This is a genomic window from Chryseobacterium antibioticum, assembly GCF_012927325.1.
Lineage (GTDB): Bacteria > Bacteroidota > Bacteroidia > Flavobacteriales > Weeksellaceae > Chryseobacterium > Chryseobacterium antibioticum.
In genome coordinates, this window is the sequence record NZ_JABBGI010000001.1 from 86,390 (window position 1) to 104,678 (window position 18,289).

The window sequence follows — 18,289 nt, forward strand, 5'->3', positions numbered from 1 at the left end:
ATTGTGAAAATATAAAAATAAATCCAAACCTCAAATTTCAAATCATTAATTTTAGTTAAGGTCTTCGAATTCTTTTCTAGAACCTACAATTACATTCTGGTATTCTTTAAGACCTGTACCTGCAGGGATTCTGTGTCCTACAATTACGTTTTCTTTAAGACCACTTAAGAAGTCTACTTTACCAGCTACTGCTGCTTCGTTTAGAACTTTAGTCGTTTCCTGGAATGATGCTGCAGACATGAATGATTTAGTTTGAAGAGCTGCTCTTGTAATACCTTGAAGTACAGGCGTTGCTGTAGCAGGTAAAGCTTCTCTTACTTCAACTAAAGCTTGATCTTCACGCTTCAATTTAGAGTTTTCGTCTCTTAATTCTCTTGCTGTAATCATCTGACCTGGCTTGAATTCTTTAGAATCACCAGCTTCAGTTACTACTTTAAGACCGAATACTCTGTTGTTTTCTTCCAAGAAGTCGAATTTATGTTCTAATGCACCTTCAAGGAACTGAGTATCACCTCCGTCTACGATAGATACTTTTGTCATCATCTGTCTTACGATGATTTCAAAGTGCTTATCGTCGATTTTCACCCCTTGCAGACGGTAAACCTCCTGAATTTCATTAACAAGATATTCCTGAACTGCAGTTGGACCTTTAATTCTTAAGATATCGTCCGGTGTAATAGAACCGTCAGAAAGTGGAGAACCCGCTCTTACGAAGTCATTCTCCTGAACAAGAATCTGGTTAGAAAGTTTTACCAAGTAAATTTTTCTTTCACCTGTTTTAGCCTCAACAATAAGTTCACGGTTACCTCTTTTGATTTTTCCGTAAGAAACTACCCCATCGATTTCTGTAACAACCGCCGGGTTTGAAGGGTTTCTTGCTTCGAATAATTCGGTAACTCTTGGAAGACCTCCGGTGATATCCCCTGCTTTTGCAGATTTTCTTGGGATCTTGATCAAGACTTTACCAGCCTTAATTTTTTCACCATCGTTTACCATTAAGTGGGCTCCTACCGGTAAGTTGTAACCTTTCTGTTCAACTCCTTTAGAATCTACCACTTTTAAAGTAGGTACGGCTTTCTTATTTCTGGATTCAGAGATTACTTTCTCTTCAAATCCTGTTTGCTCATCTATTTCAAGCTGGAATGAAATACCCTGGATAATATCCTCGTATTCTACTTTACCAGCGGTTTCAGCAATAATTACCGCGTTGTACGGATCCCATTTTGCAATAAGATCACCTTTCTTCACTCTGTCACCAGATTTAACTACCAACTGAGAACCGTAAGGTACGTTAGCAATCATCAACGGAGTTCTAGATTCGTTATCTGCAACCAATCTAAATTCTGTTGTACGTGAAACTACTACTTCAGCATTGTTACCGTTTTCGTCTTCAGAAGTAATTGTTCTTACTTCATCCAATTCTACGATACCATCTCTTCTTGCAGTGATTGAAGGGTTTTCTGAAACGTTTGTAGAAACACCCCCCTGGTGGAAAGTTCTCAACGTAAGCTGAGTACCTGGTTCCCCAATTGACTGTGCTCCAATAACACCTACTGCTTCACCCATGTGGATCATCTTACCGGTTGCCAGGTTTCTACCATAACATTTAGCACAGATTCCTTTTTTAGTTTCACAAGTAAGTGGAGAACGAACTTCAACAAACTCTAATCCTGCAGCTTCGATTCTTTTTGCCAATACTTCATTGATCACCTGATCTGCTTCAGTGATTAACTCATCTGATTCCGGATCATAGATGTTATGAAGAGAAACTCTACCTAAGATTCTTTCAGAGATCTTTTCAACGATCTCATCATTCTTCTTAAGTGCAGTCACTTCAGTACCTCTTAGAGTACCACAGTCGTCTTCAGTAACGATAACGTCCTGAGCAACGTCTACCAGTCTTCTTGTAAGGTAACCAGCATCGGCTGTTTTAAGAGCGGTATCTGCAAGACCTTTACGAGCACCGTGAGTAGAGATAAAGTACTCAAGGATCGAAAGACCTTCTTTAAAGTTGGCAAGAATCGGGTTTTCGATAATTTCCGCACCGGTAGAACCAGCTTTTTGCGGTTTTGCCATCAAACCTCTCATCCCTGATAACTGACGGATCTGTTCTTTGGAACCCCTCGCACCAGAATCAAGCATCATATATACAGAGTTGAATCCACCTTGATCGGTTTTCATTCTACCCATAATCATTTCAGTTAATCCGGCGTTGGTGTTTGTCCAAACGTCGATTACCTGGTTGTAACGTTCTGTATCTGTAATCAGACCCATGTTATAGTTGGCTCTAATTTCGTCTACTGTTTCAATTGATGTAGCAATCATTTTTTTCTTCTCAACAGGAACTACAATGTCACCTAATGAGAATGAAAGACCTCCTTTGAATGCGTTTGAATATCCTAAGTCCTTCATTGCATCCAGGAACTTCACTGTTGTAGGGAAATCCGTATCTGCCAAGACTCTACCAATAATGTTTCTCAGTGATTTCTTCGTTAAAAGTTCATTAACGTATCCTGATTGTTTAGGAACAATTTGGTTGAATAAAATTCTACCTAAAGAAGTTTCGATCAATTTTGTTTTGATTTCACCATCTTCTTTAACCGGTAGTCTACATCTTACTTTAGCATTCAATGAAACTCTGCCTTCAGCATAAGCGATTTCCGCTTCTTCAGGAGAATAGAATGCAAGGCCTTCACCTAAAACTTTCATATCTTCTGTAGAGCTCAATTCTTTGGTCATGAAATAAAGACCAAGAACCATGTCCTGAGAAGGTACGGTAATAGGAGAACCGTTTGCCGGGTTCAAGATGTTCTGAGAACCTAGCATCAATAACTGAGCTTCAAGGATCGCTTCAGGGCCTAACGGTAAGTGTACCGCCATCTGGTCACCATCGAAATCGGCGTTGAATGCTGTTGTTACCAACGGGTGAAGCTGAATAGCTTTACCTTCGATCATCTTCGGCTGGAATGCCTGGATACCGAGTCTGTGAAGGGTAGGTGCTCTGTTCAATAGAACCGGGTGACCTTTCATCACGTTTTCAAGGATATCATATACTACAGGCTCTTTTCTGTCGATGATTCTCTTTGCAGATTTCACAGTTTTTACAATACCTCTTTCAATCAGTTTTCTGATGATGAATGGTTTGTAAAGTTCTGCTGCCATATCTTTAGGAATACCACATTCGTGAAGCTGTAAGTTTGGACCTACAACAATTACGGAACGTGCAGAGTAATCTACCCTTTTCCCTAGTAAGTTCTGACGGAAACGACCTTGTTTACCTTTCAATGAATCAGAAAGTGATTTCAATGGTCTGTTTGATTCAGATTTTACAGCAGAAGATTTTCTTGTATTATCGAATAATGAATCTACTGATTCCTGAAGCATACGCTTCTCGTTTCTCAAGATTACTTCCGGAGCTTTGATCTCCAATAGTCTTTTCAGACGGTTGTTTCTGATAATAACTCTTCTGTAAAGGTCATTTAAGTCAGAAGTAGCGAAACGTCCTCCATCCAATGGAACCAATGGTCTTAGTTCTGGTGGTATAACAGGAAGTACACGCATAATCATCCACTCTGGTCTGTTGATCATTCTTGTATTAGCACCTCTTAATGCTTCTACAACGTTCAATCTTTTAAGAGCTTCAGTTCTTCTTTGCTTAGAACCTTCGTTGTGAGCTTTGTGTCTTAAATCGAAAGACAATGCATCAAGGTTGATTCTTTTTAACAGATCTTCAACAGCTTCAGCACCCATTCTGGCGATGAATTTGTTGGGATCAGAATCATCAAGATACTGGTTTTCCGCAGGAAGAGTTTCCATGATGTCAAGGTACTCTTCTTCTGTTAAGAACTCCATGTTATCGAAATCAGAACCGTCTAATTTTTTAGCAATACCCTGCTGAATCACTACATATCTTTCGTAGTAGATGATCATGTCTAATTTCTTAGAAGGAATTCCTAAAAGGTAACCGATTTTGTTTGGTAAAGAACGGAAATACCAGATGTGAGCGATAGGCACAACAAGATTGATGTGTCCGATTCTCTCTCTTCTGACTTTTTTCTCTGTAACTTCTACTCCACAACGGTCACAAACGATCCCTTTGTAACGAATTCTCTTGTATTTACCACAAGCACATTCGTAATCCTTTACCGGACCAAAGATCTTTTCACAGAACAACCCGTCTCTTTCAGGTTTGTGCGTTCTGTAGTTAATAGTTTCCGGCTTAAGTACTTCCCCTCTCGACTCTTGAAGAATCGATTCCGGTGAAGCTAAACCGATGGTTATTTTATTAAATCTACTTGATTTATTTTTATTTGACATTTTTTAGATTTTAGATTTTGGATTATAAATTTTGGATTATAAATTCTGAATTGATTCAAAATTCAATATTCAAAATTTAAAATTATTCCTCAAGTCTTACATCAAGTCCAAGTCCTTGTAACTCGTGAAGTAATACATTGAATGATTCCGGAATACCTGGTTCAGGCATAGATTCACCTTTTGCAATGGCTTCATAAGTTTTTGCTCTACCAATCACGTCATCAGACTTCACTGTCAGGATCTCTCTCAAGATGTTAGAAGCTCCAAATGCTTCAAGAGCCCAAACCTCCATCTCTCCGAATCTCTGGCCACCGAACTGAGCTTTACCTCCTAACGGCTGCTGAGTAATCAATGAGTAAGGACCAATAGAACGTGCGTGCATCTTGTCATCAACCATGTGACCTAGTTTCAGCATGTAGATAATACCTACAGTAGCCGGCTGCGTAAATCTTTCTCCGGTACCTCCATCATAAAGGTGAGTGTTACCGAATTTAGGAAGACCTGCTTTCTCTGTATACTCTGTGATCTGATCAAGAGTTGCTCCATCAAAGATTGGTGTAGCGAACGTCATCCCTAATTTTTGACCAGCCCATCCAAGAACTGTTTCATAAATCTGACCGATGTTCATACGAGAAGGTACCCCTAGTGGATTCAATACGATATCTACCGGTGTTCCGTCTTCAAGGAATGGCATATCTTCTTCACGAACGATTCTTGAAACGATACCTTTGTTACCGTGACGTCCTGCCATTTTATCCCCTACGTTCAACTTACGTTTCTTAGCGATATATACTTTAGCCAATTTCATGATACCAGCCGGAAGCTCATCTCCGATAGAAATAGCAAATTTCTCACGGTTTTTAACTCCCTGGATATCGTTGAACTTGATTTTATAATTGTGAATTAATTGTTTAACCAATTCATTCTTATCGTTATCTACCGTCCAATCTGCACCGCTTACGTTGACGTAATCTTCAACTGAAGTCAATAATTTATGAGTGAATTTCACACCTTTACCGATGATTTCCTCATCAAGGTCGTTGGTAACTCCCTGAGAAGTTTTCCCACCTACCAGTGTGTTTAATTTTTCAATTAAAGTATTTCTCAACTCATCAAACTTAGCCTTGTAAGTGTTTTCAATTTCTTCAAGTTTAAGTTTTTCTTCACTTCTCTTCTTTTTATCTTTAATATTTCTAGAGAACAATTTTTTGTTGATTACAACACCTCTTAATGAAGAGTCAGCTTTCAATGAAGCATCCTTTACATCACCGGCTTTGTCACCAAAGATTGCTCTAAGAAGTTTTTCTTCAGGAGTTGGGTCTGATTCACCTTTTGGAGTGATCTTACCGATCATAATGTCTCCAGGCTTCACTTCAGCACCAATTCTGATCATCCCGTTCTCGTCAAGATCTTTAGTAGCTTCTTCAGAAACGTTAGGAATATCTGCTGTTAATTCTTCCATACCTAATTTGGTATCACGAACTTCCAGAGAGTACTCGTCTACGTGGATTGAAGTAAACCAGTCTTCACGTACAACTTTTTCGTTGATTACGATTGCATCCTCAAAGTTATATCCTTTCCAAGGCATGAAGGCTACCACTAGGTTTCTACCCAATGCCAATTCTCCGTTTTCAGTAGCATAACCGTCGCAAAGTACCTGTCCTTTATGTACCGTCTCACCAATTCTTACATTTGGTCTTAGGGTAATGGTTGTACTCTGGTTGGTTTTTCTGAACTTGGTCAGGTGGTATGTTTTAGTAGCGGACTCGAATTGTACTAAATCTTCGTCATCGCTTCTTTCATATTTAATGGTGATCTTATCAGCATCTACATATTCTACAGTCCCTGTACCTTCAGCATTGATCAAAATTCTTGAATCTTTAGCAACCTGCTGTTCCAGACCTGTACCTACGATTGGAGCTTGTGGCTTCAATAGAGGAACTGCCTGACGCATCATGTTGGATCCCATCAATGCACGGTTCGCATCATCATGTTCCAGGAATGGAATCAATGAAGCTGAGATACCAGAGATCTGGTTTGGTGCAACGTCGATAAGGTTAACCTGAGAAGGTTCAACTACCGGGTAATCACCGTCCAGTCTAGCAATAATTCTGTCTGTTAAGAATTCTCCGCCATCCGTCAATTCAACGTTCGCCTGAGCAATTACTTTATCTTCTTCATCTTCTGCATTCAGATAAATAGGATCAGCATTCAGATTTACTGTACTGTTCTCTACTTTTCTGTATGGAGTTTCGATGAAACCTAGGCTATTGATTTTAGCATAGATCCCTAGAGATGAAATCAAACCGATGTTTGGTCCTTCCGGAGTTTCAATCGGGCAAATTCTTCCGTAGTGGGTATGGTGAACGTCACGAACCTCGAAACCTGCTCTTTCTCTTGATAAACCACCAGGCCCTAGTGCAGATAATCTTCTCTTGTGAGTGATCTCTGAAAGCGGGTTGGTCTGGTCCATGAACTGAGAAAGCTGGTTGGTACCAAAGAACGAGTTAATTACTGATGTTAATGTTTTAGCATTTACAAGATCAAGCGGAGTAAATATTTCGTTATCTCTAACGTTCATTCTTTCCTTGATTGTTCTTGCAATTCTTGAAAGACCTACACCGAACTGTCCTGCTAATTGCTCTCCAACAGTTTTGATTCTTCTGTTTGAAAGGTGGTCAATATCATCCACCTCAGCTTTAGAGTTTACCAATTCGATCAAGTGTCTTACGATCGCAATGATATCTTCTTTTGTAAGAACCTCAGTGGTTGTAGGGATATTAAGACCTAACTTTTTGTTTAGTCTGTAACGTCCTACTTCACCAAGTGAATATCTTTGCTCAGAGAAGAATAATTTTTCAATGATTCCTCTTGCTGTTTCCTCATCGGGTGGATCTGCATTTCTTAACTGACGGTAGATATACTCTACTGCTTCTTTTTCAGAGTTCGTAGGGTCTTTTTGTAGTGTATTCTGGATGATAGAGAATTCGTTTGCATTTTCTTTGTGAATCAGGATAGATTTCACGCCAGCATCAAGAATAAGATCTAAGTGTTCTTTTTCAAGAATAGTTTCTCTGTCCAGGATGATTTCGTTTCTTTCGATAGAAACTACTTCACCTGTATCTTCGTCTACGAAATCCTCGAACCAAGTGTTCAATACTCTTGCAGCCAATGTTCTTCCTTCTACTTTTTTAAGGGCAGCTTTAGAAACTTTCACTTCTTCAGCAAGGTCGAAGATCTGAAGGATATCCTTATCAGATTCATAACCGATAGCTCTTAACAGGGTAGTTAATGGTAACTTTTTCTTACGGTCGATATATGCGTACATTACGCTGTTGATATCTGTTGTAAATTCCATCCAAGATCCTTTGAAAGGGATAATTCTTGAATAGTACAGTTTAGTTCCGTTTGCGTGGTAAGTTTGTCCGAAGAATACACCAGGTGAACGGTGAAGCTGCGTAACGATAACTCTTTCAGCACCATTGATGATGAAAGATCCACTAGGCGTCATATAAGGAACCGGGCCTAAATACACATCCTGAACCACTGTTTGGAAATCTTCGTGCTCAGGGTCTGTACAATACAATTTAAGTCTTGCTTTAAGAGGGACTGAATACGTCAATCCTCTTTCCACACACTCGTTAATTGAATAACGTGGAGAATCTACCAGATAATCAAGGAATTCCAATACAAACTGATTTCTAGAATCTGTGATTGGGAAGTTTTCCTGGAAGGTTCTGTATAAACCTTCGTCTGTTCTGTCTTCTGGAAGGGTATCAAGCTGGAAAAAATCTCTGAAAGACTCTAACTGGATGTCCAGGAAGTCAGGAGTGATAATTTTTCCTTTAGCTGATGAGAAGTTAATTCTCTGATTCCCCCTTGTAGTTGCTGTTGTTTTACTCATAAAACTTTTAAGAAAGGGTTAAAAAATATTTTGATTCATTAAAAAATATCAGGAAAGAAAAAGAAAAGAGAGAAAAGATAAAAGACTTCAAATGTTTGGCGCTATTAGAAATAATCTTTATTCTTTGTTCTTTATTCTTAAAATCTAGCCTAACTGCAACGCTGGTATATCTTTTCACAGCGTAATGCAAAATATTCTTATTCTTTTGAGGCAGAATTACCTGTAGTATCTATACACAAGAAACCCCTTTCATTATTTTCCATGAAAGAGCTGATTTTCAATATTTTATAGATTTTCGTACAATGATTCGCGCCAAAAGAGGGACAAAGGTACAAAATTTTACGTACATAGACAAATAAAACCACTTCATTTTGAGATCGTTAAAACTTTTTAAACAAAAAAGGCCACCCCTAAGGATGACCTCTCATTTGTAGAAATATGAAGAATTATTTTACAATGATCTTATAAGATTTCACCGTTGACTTCGTTTCTATTTTCACAATATAAACACCCGCCGGTAGTGAAGCTGTACTGATTTCAGTGTTTCCAGAGAATTTATCTGACTTGATCAACTGCCCCTGAGCAGAGAACAAGGTATACACTCCTCCTTCTTCAGACTTAACATTAAGGTTTTCGCCTGATTTTACAGGATTTGGATATACTTTAACATCATTAGCCTTTTCAGTGATATCAGAATCAGCAATTGCTTTTGCATTAGCATTCTGACCGTTTTTCAACAGAGAAGCATATGGTGAAAGCGGAGAATTTGGCGCTCCTCTTTTCACAAGGTCTGTATCTACAACTGCCTGAATACCATCTTTGTCAAGGTCAACAATTCTGGAGATAAATCCTGCTCCGAAATCATCTAAGCTGTCTTTACCAATTGCATAAAGGTCAAAGTCAGATCCGTTAGAATTCAGGTCAATGAAATCTGGCTTATCATCACCATCTGTATTTTTAAGAGGGTATTTTAAGATTCCAGAATCCGGAGAGGTTTCTAAAATATCTGCAATACCATTAGTTCCCACTGCAATATTACTGTCGATTATACCATTATGGTCAGTATCGATCTGGTTGATTACTGATGTTGGAATACCAGATTCAAATAAATCTAAAATACCATCATTATCAGAATCTAAATCAAGGTAACTTGGAATTCCGTCTCCCAATACCTGAACCGGTCCGAAAACCCCTTCTGTATCGTCATCTTCAAATTTACCATTCTGATCAAGATCTTCTAAAGCATCTGAAATTCCGTCATTATCAGAATCAAGATCACAAGCATCCTTAATACCATCTCCATCTGTATCCAGTGAAGGCGATTTATCATTTACTACTGTACATCCTTCAGCACAGTCAGGAATACCATTACCGTTTGCATCAATACTGTCATTACCGTTTGGACACTGATCGAAACAGTTAGGAACACCATCATTATCATCATCTCTGCTTGCAAATGCATTGTAGATGTTATAATTCTGAGGAATACGAATTCCTGTTCCACTGTAGAAAGTCACTTTAATACGGTTGAAAGGTTTTGTTGCCTTACCTCCTACATAAAATTTATTGGAATCTGTAGTGAAGAAGTTTCCACTGATCAAGCTTCCTGTACTTGTGAAAGTATCCGTCTGGGTATTATTATTGTAAAGTGTTACCCTAATATTTTCAAGAACGCTTACTCCAATCAGGTTAGCTGCTTTTTCTAATGTAAATCCTGCATAAGTATTGGCAGGAAGTAATGTACTGCTGCTTACTGTAGCATATGCTGAGAAAATACTCAAAATAGAAGCTGCAGGAAGAGTCGCAGTAGCATAATTAGAGGTATTGGTATCTACAATAGCTGATGCGTTCGTCATTTTCGCCAGGATAAGACCAAGGAACCCAGGACCTGAAGTCCAGCTAGATCCTGTTACCAGATTACCGGTAATAGCAGAACCACTTGTCTGAATTTTATCATTACAGTCACAAGATACAGGCTCTTCAAATGCATAATACACTTTCAGAGATCCTAAATTAACTCCTAGAGTCTGCGTCACTTTCAAACGAACTTCGTTAAAAGGCTTAGAAGCCGTCAATGTCACTTTTTGTTTTCCTGAACCAAAACCTAAAACTTTGATATTGATCAGTCCACCTCCATCAGACAATGCTTTAGAGTCCTGAAGCTGTCCGTATAAATAAGTTTCTACAGTAATGTTTTTAAGGAATTCTGCGCTTAAAAGCTTTCCTTCATCATCAGGAGAGATCACAAAACCAGTTTTGTTCCCCGCTGGATACACCTGGTTTTTATCTAAAACTCCTACCGAATAAGATCCAAGAAGCCCTGCCGGCAATACAATAGACCCATAAGAGTTTTTGTCGCCATCTCCTATTCTGTCTTTATTCTGAACAAAAGAAAGCGGAGCAAGGAAACTACTGCTTCCTGATACATTACCATCTACACCGCTTCCCGCAATAATATCATCACAGATACCATTCTGGTCAACAGGCACCTTGGTAGGATCGAATGCAAATGCATAATACACATTCATTGAACTGAATATAGACAGTACATTGGTTTGATACAACCTTACTTCATTAAAATCTTTTGTTGTTTTTAAATGCAGGAAGATTCTGTTCTTGCTCCCACCGAATGCAGGAACAGATAACAAGGTACCGCTGGTAGTTGTTTCCTGAAGAACTCCATTTTTATAGGTACTGATCCTTAGTGAGCTTAACAAATCTACCGTAATGAAGCTTGTTCCAAGATCTACATTAAACCCGGTGATATATCCAGCCGGATATGTAGTATTGGTATTCTTTACAGAAATACCGTTTCCACTCAAAAGGGACGCAAAATTCCCCATGCTTACACTGTTATCAAGGTTTGCATCCACTACAGGATTCATACTTCCGCTATAACATGCCAGACAGATTCCTGAATTGTTAACAGGCTTCGCTTCCACACCCATTCCTCGAATAGGCTCGTAACCCTTTTGGGCAGATATTGCGGCGGACATCATGAATATCATGAGTACTGCTGCAAATCTATCAAATAATTTTCTTGCCATTTTTTTTGTTTTTTTTATTAAGTTTTGTGTTTAATTATATTTATAAATTCTGCCATGCATAAGTGGTATTACCACTTTGTCTGCAACCAACGAAATTACCGGATGTAACACCCAGTACAGTGGTTACCTCATATATTATTGATCCTGCATTACCTGCATCACATGTAGGTCTTGTTGCAGTAGATTTGATTTGTACAGCTTTACTTACTTCCAAATCTGCATAGTTTGTGGAATTAGGATTCATATTGACACCCACATCTGTAAGGACCGTACCTACAGCTCCCTGTCCTGAAAACACTTGTGTAGTATTGGCATAGGTTGATTGATTACCCAGTGAAGTGCCCCCAATTCCTATTGCAATTGAACCTGTTCCGCCCACACTGTTATTACTTCCGAAAGCAAAATTATTCAGTGTGACTACGTTATTGGCCCCAAAGGCAAAACCGCCACCTGAAGCATCATTGGAATATCCTACTGCAACAGCTACAGAATTTCCTGTTTTATTAAATCCTCCGAAGGCGAAGTTATTAGAAGATGCCGCTGTATTTCCGGCACCAAAAGCTTTACCACCACCCGTCACAACGTTTGCTGATCCAATGGCTATTCCCGGAAAGTTGGCTGCTGAAGCAGTCGCTGTATTTCCTCTTCCCAGTGCTATATTATTTGAAGTATTGTTGATTGTATTGGTAGTTCCCCATGAAAGGCTGGAAGCATTCTCACCACCGCCCGTCAGGCCACCTGCAACATCAAGAACCGCGTGAACTTTATTAGCAGTAATCATGACAAGATCAGCTGCTCCTTTAGGTCCCAGATAATTTCCGGAAACCGGCGCTGCTCCTAAAACTTCTGCAGCCGTAGAAATTTCACCGACGGCATTTCCTTTCACCTGCCATTCTGTACCTGTTTGTTTTTGCCATTGTGCTCCATCAAAATAATAATATCCGGAAGTGGTCACATTGACTGTTTGGTTAGCTGGTGCAATATCCGCCAATGTCACATAGACCAATGCACCAATTTGGGCTGCTCCATATGTTTTTTTATTCAACTCTGTTTCAGTCAGTCTAGGAGCTATGATTCCATCCATCTTGGTTGTGACTGAAGGAGATCCTACCACATCAAGAGTTGCCTGCCCCTGGCTGGTATTAATTCCTACTTGCGCGCTCGCTCCAAAACATATGGACATAGCTGCGATCGTAAATAATCTGTTTTTCATTTTTAGTAATATTTGTCTTTTTTTTGTGTGTTTTTTTTAAGAAGTATAGAGAGCCTTTCAGACTCTGAGAAAGAGTAGAAAATGATAATTTCTCGTTAAAGCGAATGGATAGGATGTATCTAAAGGATACAATTAAGATATTTTATCCGGAAATTCAATGATAAGATTAAAACCTCCAAGACTTTTAGAATCTTCCATGGGATATCTGTTAGATCTTTTATAGTCTTCAATTGTCAAATCAGCACCTATCGGATCAAAGGACTGATGCCTGGTATACAATTTATGTAATGTTATAAAAGAGCGTATTTTATCTAGAGAAGCATACCCTATGAGAGAATGAATATGATTAAAATTACCTGTTGTAAAATGAGGGATATTTTTAAATCCAGATTCACCCGTGTTCCGTTCCCTACTAGTGCGTATTTGTGCAAAGATTTTATCAACGAAAGAGATGTTATAAGATTCAAAATCGAAGCTGACAGTACTATTTTCCACTGAATATTCCGCGTAGTCGCCAGTCATGTATTCATAACTGTCTATCATATCAGGACAGCAGTTTGAGACAGGCGATCCCTTCGCTGCTGAAGATGTAATGCTGAAACTTCCAATCTGCAATGCAGCCAGCATACTGATACAATACGCTACAGCAGAGCCGTAGAAGATAAAGTAACTTCTTTTCAAAATTATGTGTGTTTTTTTTCTCGGTGCAAATATAGTTATTTTTCAAATAAAACAATATTTTAATATAAATTTTAATTATAAATAAACAATTCCATGAATAATAAATATTTAATTAAGTTAAATTTTATCAAATCATCAATAATAATAAAATATGAAACTATATACGTTTAACATATTTGAATACTATTGTGGAAAATTTTAATTCAAATCTGATAAAAACAAAAAAAAAAGCCCGGACATTGCTGTCCGGGCTTTCTATTTTATAGTAAATTGAATTATTTCAATTCTACTTCAGCACCAGCTTCTTCTAATTGCTTCTTAAGAGCTTCAGCTTCGTCTTTAGAGATTCCTTGCTTAATTGCAGCAGGAGCTCCGTCTACGATATCTTTAGCTTCTTTAAGACCAGCACCAGTTAAATCTTTTACCAATTTAACGATAGCTAATTTAGAAGCACCTGCAGACTTAAGAATTACATCGAATTCAGTCTTTTCTTCAGCAGCTTCACCTGCACCACCTGCAGCAACTACTACAGCAGCAGCAGCTGGCTCAATTCCGTACTCATCCTTAAGGATAGTAGCTAATTCGTTTACGTCTTTTACAGTTAGGTTTACTAGCGTTTCAGCTAAATTTTTTAAATCTGACATTGTTGTAATGTTTTTGTTGATTATTTATTTAATTTTTTGAGAGTAATTATTCAGCACTTGGAGTTTCTTCCGTGCTTTCTGCAGCAGGAGCTTCTGGAGCCGCCTCAGCAGGAGTTTCTTCTACAGCAGGTGCAGCAGCTTCTTCAGTTGCAACTTCTACTGTTTCAGATTTGTTTTGAAGAGCAGAAACAACTCTTTGAATTGGAGACTGAAGTAATCCGATGATTTCACCGATCATTTCTTCTCTAGACTTAATGCTTACTAGAGCATCAAGGTTGTTGTCACCAACATAGAAAGTTTCCTGTACAAAAGCAGCCTTTAAAGCCGGCTTCTCTTCTTTTTTTCTAAAGTCTTTGATTAATTTTGCAGGAGCATTAGCTGTTTCAGCAATCATCAAAGCAGAGTTACCTTTGAACGTTTCAAACATTTCAGAGTAATCTACTCCTTCCATTTGCTCCATTGCTTTTTGTAAAAGTGTATTTTTCACCACTTTCACTTTGATGTTTTGCTTGAAAGCCTGTCTTCTGAAGTCAGAAGATTTAGCAGCGTTCAAACCGTCTAAATCTGCTACGTAAACTACTTTCGCATCCTGAAGCAAATCTTTGATCTCTTGTATTGCTACAACTTTTTGGTCTTTTGTCATTGTCTTAAGGATTATTATTAGTTAACAGATTTACTATCAATTGCAATACCTGGGCTCATTGTAGAAGACAAATAAATGCTCTTCACATAAGTACCTTTAGCAGCAGTTGGTTTCATTTTGATCAATGTCGAGATTAGTTCCTGAGCATTTTCTTTGATTTTGTCAGCATCGAAAGATACTTTACCAATACCAGCGTGGATGATCCCGTACTTATCTACTTTAAAATCAATTTTACCTGCTTTCACTTCAGTTACTGCTTTACCAATTTCCATGGTTACAGTTCCTGACTTAGGGTTAGGCATAAGACCTCTTGGACCTAATACTCTACCTAATGGACCTAATTTACCCATAACAGCTGGCATAGTAACGATAACGTCAACATCTGTCCAACCATCTTTTATTTTTTGTAAATATTCGTCAAGACCTACATAATCAGCTCCAGCTTCTTTAGCTTCAGCTTCTTTATCTGGTGTAACAAGAGCTAAAACTTTAACATCTTTACCAGTTCCGTGAGGAAGAGATACTACACCTCTTACCATTTGGTTTGCTTTTCTTGGATCTACACCCAATCTTACAGCGATATCTACAGAAGCATCAAACTTTGCAGTGCTTACTTCTTTTACAAGAGCTGAACCTTCTTCAAGGTTATAGATTCTACCTTTTTCTACTTTGCTTAAAGCTTCTTTTTGCTTTTTAGTTAATTTTGCCATTTCAATAAGTTTTAAGCGTTAGTTGGTTTAGTTCCTGTTACTTTTAACCCCATAGATCTAGCAGTACCAGCTACCATAGAAAGAGCAGAGTCTATTGTAAAGCAGTTAAGGTCTGTCATTTTATCTTCAGCGATTTTCTTTACCTGATCCCAAGATACAGCACCTACTTTGTTTCTGTTTGGTTCACCAGAACCTCCCTTGATTTTAGCTGCATCCATTAACTGGATCGCTGCAGGTGGAGTTTTAATAACGAATTCAAAAGATTTGTCTTCGTATACTGTAATTACTACAGGTAAAACTTGCCCTGGCTTATCTTGGGTTCTTCCGTTAAATTGCTTACAAAACTCCATGATGTTCACACCTGCAGAACCCAATGCTGGACCTACTGGTGGAGAAGGGTTAGCTGCGCCACCTTTCACCTGAAGCTTTACCATTTTAAAGACTTTCTTAGCCATTTTTATTTTTTTTAGTTTGAATAATTAATGAGTTTGGAAGCATTATTTATTCAGCAGATAACCGACTCACATACAGTAAATCTACTTTTCGGACTGCAAAATTATGAAATATTTTTGAATTAGCAAATAATAATCCCGTAAATACATGAATAAAAGTCAAATATGTGACTAAAAAAAAATTACCGCTCATTTCTGAGCAGTAATTATACTTCTTATTAATAGTTAACTTAGCTTAATTATTATTTTTTAATAAACTTTTCGGTTACCACTTTATTTTTTGTTTTGATTTCCAATAAATACATTCCTAAAAAACACTTTATTCTTTTCAAAAGAACGACAGAAAGTTCAAATTGATTCTTTTGACAAAAAACTTGTCAAAAGAACATCGAAACCAAACCATATCAACACTCCAGACTTATCAAAAGGAATTTACATTTTAAAAGCCACTGATCCATTAGGAAAGTTATTGTTTAAAAAATTTATTAAAGATTAAACCCATTCATTATTCAAAACAAGAAAGAGGCGACCTTTTGAGGTCACCTCTTATATAAAAGCGATTGATACTCTATTTAGAATCCTGAAGGCTTGTTAACCGTACGTGCAGAACCATTTGTCCCTCCCAGATCAGAATTAATATCATTGATATTCTGTTTCGTGATCAGTCTTTTATAGGCCATCAGATAGAGGTCTATTGTAAAATTATTATAGGTTCTTCCGGGGTTTGCAGAGGTAAGAGCGATAAGCTTACTGTCCGTAAATCTGGCTCGGATATGCCATGTCCCTTTACTTTTGAATGCCGTTACATCCGGAGATCCCTGTCTGTTGTCATTGATTCCGTTATCACCGTAATCAAGAGCTACGTTGGTGGTACCATCATTCATCTTAAATGAATAATTATGGACTACGACTAAAAATTTATCCTCATCAATTTTAGTATCATAATCTGTAATTCCCGCTCCGGATATTCCCGTAAGAGAAAGTTTAAGATAATTAAACAGTCCGCTGCTTTCCAGTTTAGGGTCATACAGCTGCAGAGAATTTTCAGAGGTAGCCAAAAAGCTTCCCCCGGTCATTGTAGGCTCTCCCGGATTTCTTAGATATAGTGAATTGGTATATGTGTTTCCGTTGACATCAAGTGTCTCTTTGGGATCAGTCGTTTTAATCCCTACTCTTCCTGACTGGGCATTCACAAACATTCCCAGAAATAGTATCATTATACTGTAAATTCTTCTTTCCATGATCATCATTATTGAAGCCCTAAAGGCGTGTTGGTTGAAACTCCTGAATAAATGGGCGAAGCAGAAGCAGAGACAGATCCCGTGAATGTTCCCCAATCTTTCACCAGCGATTTTTCAAATACATTAAGAGTAAGTGTCCATGTTCCGTTCACTGAAGATACTGTGCCGGCTCCTTTAAAACTTAAATTAATCGCATGATAATTTTTCCCACCGTTCTTAACCTGGGTTACTTCCGTAGAATAAGCTCCGAAAGATTTAGGATTGGTAGAAGTATTGGCAGCCGAAACAGCACTTGTAAAAACAGCACCGGTAATGGCTACTACATATTTACTGGTTTCCAAGTCTGTATTGAGATTAACGACTTCATCCTGGCTCACATTTTTCAGAATAACATTATAGGTATTCACAGGGGCTACATTACGAAGTGAAATATCAAGCATCTTGATCTTTCCTACAGGGGAAGTGTCTTTTGAACGGGTCAGAAGAAAATAATTTCCTCTTGCCGGTGAATTTACGGTATCTACCAGATAAGATTCTACTAATGTTTCTCCTGCTACATCTAAAGTTCCCTGAGGATTAACGGTATTAATTCCCACTTGTGCTTTTGCATTAAATAAGGCCGCTGCCACAAGGAATAATGTGGTGATTTTTTTCATTATGTACATCTTTATTATTGAATTAATGGAGCGGTAGCTGCCCCCGTTGTAGAAGCTCCGAGATCTTGAGTATTATTGATTTCTTTTGCATAGGCTTTGTCAAAAACCAGTAGATTAAGTGTCCATTCCCCAGTAGGAAAAGAGCTATCCGGAGCAAATCCCTGGTAATCGGCTTTCAGTTTCCAGGTTCCGTCGGAAGAATACGCAAAAATCTGAGGTACAGGAGTAAGCCAGTCTGCGGAATAGGTTCTTACAGCTTGTGTAAATCCGAATGAAGAAATCACTACAAGAAATTTGTTGGAGTTGATTTTAGTATCAAACTGATTCACCCAGTCTTTATCTGAAGGGTCACATGTGATCTTAAACTGAATAAGATTAATGGGAGCCGGAGAATTAGGGACAAAAGAATCGTTGTATGCCGTAATTTTATTTTCCGGAGCCGGAGACTTGATGACGAATGTGTAATTTTCGTCAGCTCCTAATTTTTCTAACGGACTTTTGAAGATCATTCCTGATGTTTTCATCGTCCCATTCACTGAGAGTTCTTTTTCAGGATTGGAAGTGTTAATACCCACCTGCGCGTTCATAGATACAGCACTTGCCAGAAGTACTGTCGAAATAATTTTAGTCATTGGACTTATGTATTGTGTTTGTCTTTATTAATTCCCCACCTGATTGATGCTCACTTTATTCTAAATGGCATACGAAGTTGCTACACTTCTGCTATGCATTGTATAAAATTAAAAGGATAAAGTTTTAAGGATTAATCGCTCAGTACTTT

Annotated in this window: 14 protein-coding genes; 1 reads left to right on the plus strand and 13 read right to left on the minus strand. The window is 38.2% G+C overall.

What is annotated here, in order from left to right; translation table 11 throughout:
* Window positions 1-51: 51 nt before the first annotated feature.
* From rpoC to HHL23_RS22870, 10 genes are all read right to left on the minus strand, one after another.
* Window positions 52-4,317, minus strand: a complete 4,266-nt coding sequence (rpoC, locus tag HHL23_RS00460) for a DNA-directed RNA polymerase subunit beta' (protein WP_169232893.1) — start codon at window positions 4,315-4,317, stop codon at window positions 52-54.
* A gap of 82 nt (window positions 4,318-4,399) precedes the next feature.
* Window positions 4,400-8,221 carry a DNA-directed RNA polymerase subunit beta gene (gene rpoB / locus HHL23_RS00465; protein ID WP_169232894.1) on the minus strand — a complete coding sequence of 1,274 codons (3,822 nt, stop codon included), beginning with the start codon at window positions 8,219-8,221 and terminating at the stop codon, window positions 4,400-4,402.
* A 446-nt stretch (window positions 8,222-8,667) separates the two neighbouring features.
* Window positions 8,668-11,268: a T9SS type A sorting domain-containing protein gene (locus HHL23_RS00470; RefSeq protein ID WP_169232895.1), complete on the minus strand. Its 2,601-nt coding sequence runs from the start codon at window positions 11,266-11,268 to the stop codon at window positions 8,668-8,670.
* A gap of 40 nt (window positions 11,269-11,308) precedes the next feature.
* On the minus strand, window positions 11,309-12,481 hold the full coding sequence (locus tag HHL23_RS00475; protein WP_169232896.1) for a hypothetical protein: 1,173 nt from the start codon (window positions 12,479-12,481) through the stop codon (window positions 11,309-11,311).
* Window positions 12,482-12,613: 132 nt separating this feature from the next.
* Window positions 12,614-13,162, minus strand: coding sequence for a hypothetical protein (locus tag HHL23_RS00480; protein WP_169232897.1), 549 nt, complete (start codon window positions 13,160-13,162; stop codon window positions 12,614-12,616).
* Between the two features lie 275 nt (window positions 13,163-13,437).
* Window positions 13,438-13,806: a 50S ribosomal protein L7/L12 gene (gene rplL, locus HHL23_RS00485; RefSeq protein WP_034723387.1), complete on the minus strand. Its 369-nt coding sequence runs from the start codon at window positions 13,804-13,806 to the stop codon at window positions 13,438-13,440.
* Window positions 13,807-13,852: 46 nt separating this feature from the next.
* Window positions 13,853-14,449 carry a 50S ribosomal protein L10 gene (gene rplJ, locus HHL23_RS00490; RefSeq protein ID WP_169232898.1) on the minus strand — a complete coding sequence of 199 codons (597 nt, stop codon included), beginning with the start codon at window positions 14,447-14,449 and terminating at the stop codon, window positions 13,853-13,855.
* A 17-nt stretch (window positions 14,450-14,466) separates the two neighbouring features.
* The gene (gene rplA / locus HHL23_RS00495; RefSeq protein ID WP_169232899.1) at window positions 14,467-15,159 is read right to left on the minus strand and encodes a 50S ribosomal protein L1; all 693 of its coding nucleotides are present in this window, start codon (window positions 15,157-15,159) and stop codon (window positions 14,467-14,469) included.
* An 11-nt stretch (window positions 15,160-15,170) separates the two neighbouring features.
* Complete coding sequence (gene rplK, locus HHL23_RS00500) at window positions 15,171-15,614, minus strand: 50S ribosomal protein L11 (protein ID WP_169232900.1); 444 nt, start codon at window positions 15,612-15,614, stop codon at window positions 15,171-15,173.
* 239 nt (window positions 15,615-15,853) lie between these two features.
* Window positions 15,854-15,943 carry a T9SS type A sorting domain-containing protein gene (locus HHL23_RS22870; RefSeq protein ID WP_169232901.1) on the minus strand — a complete coding sequence of 30 codons (90 nt, stop codon included), beginning with the start codon at window positions 15,941-15,943 and terminating at the stop codon, window positions 15,854-15,856.
* On the opposite strand from HHL23_RS22870, the gene HHL23_RS22875 reads away from it, so the two are divergent.
* Complete coding sequence (locus tag HHL23_RS22875) at window positions 15,907-16,107, plus strand: T9SS type A sorting domain-containing protein (protein WP_169233058.1); 201 nt, start codon at window positions 15,907-15,909, stop codon at window positions 16,105-16,107. The two genes, HHL23_RS22870 and HHL23_RS22875, sit on opposite strands and share 37 nt — an antisense overlap.
* Window positions 16,108-16,183: 76 nt before the next feature.
* Here the strand turns inward: HHL23_RS22875 and HHL23_RS00515 are convergent, their stop codons facing one another.
* The 3 genes from HHL23_RS00515 to HHL23_RS00525 are packed head-to-tail and all read right to left on the minus strand — an operon-like array spanning window position 16,184 to window position 18,140.
* Window positions 16,184-16,852, minus strand: coding sequence for a hypothetical protein (locus HHL23_RS00515; RefSeq protein ID WP_169232902.1), 669 nt, complete (start codon window positions 16,850-16,852; stop codon window positions 16,184-16,186).
* Window positions 16,853-16,860: 8 nt separating this feature from the next.
* Entirely contained in the window at window positions 16,861-17,508 is a 648-nt protein-coding gene (locus HHL23_RS00520; RefSeq protein WP_169232903.1) for a hypothetical protein, read from the minus strand.
* Between the two features lie 14 nt (window positions 17,509-17,522).
* Window positions 17,523-18,140, minus strand: a complete 618-nt coding sequence (locus tag HHL23_RS00525) for a hypothetical protein (RefSeq protein ID WP_169232904.1) — start codon at window positions 18,138-18,140, stop codon at window positions 17,523-17,525.
* Between the last annotated feature and the right edge of the window lie 149 nt (window positions 18,141-18,289).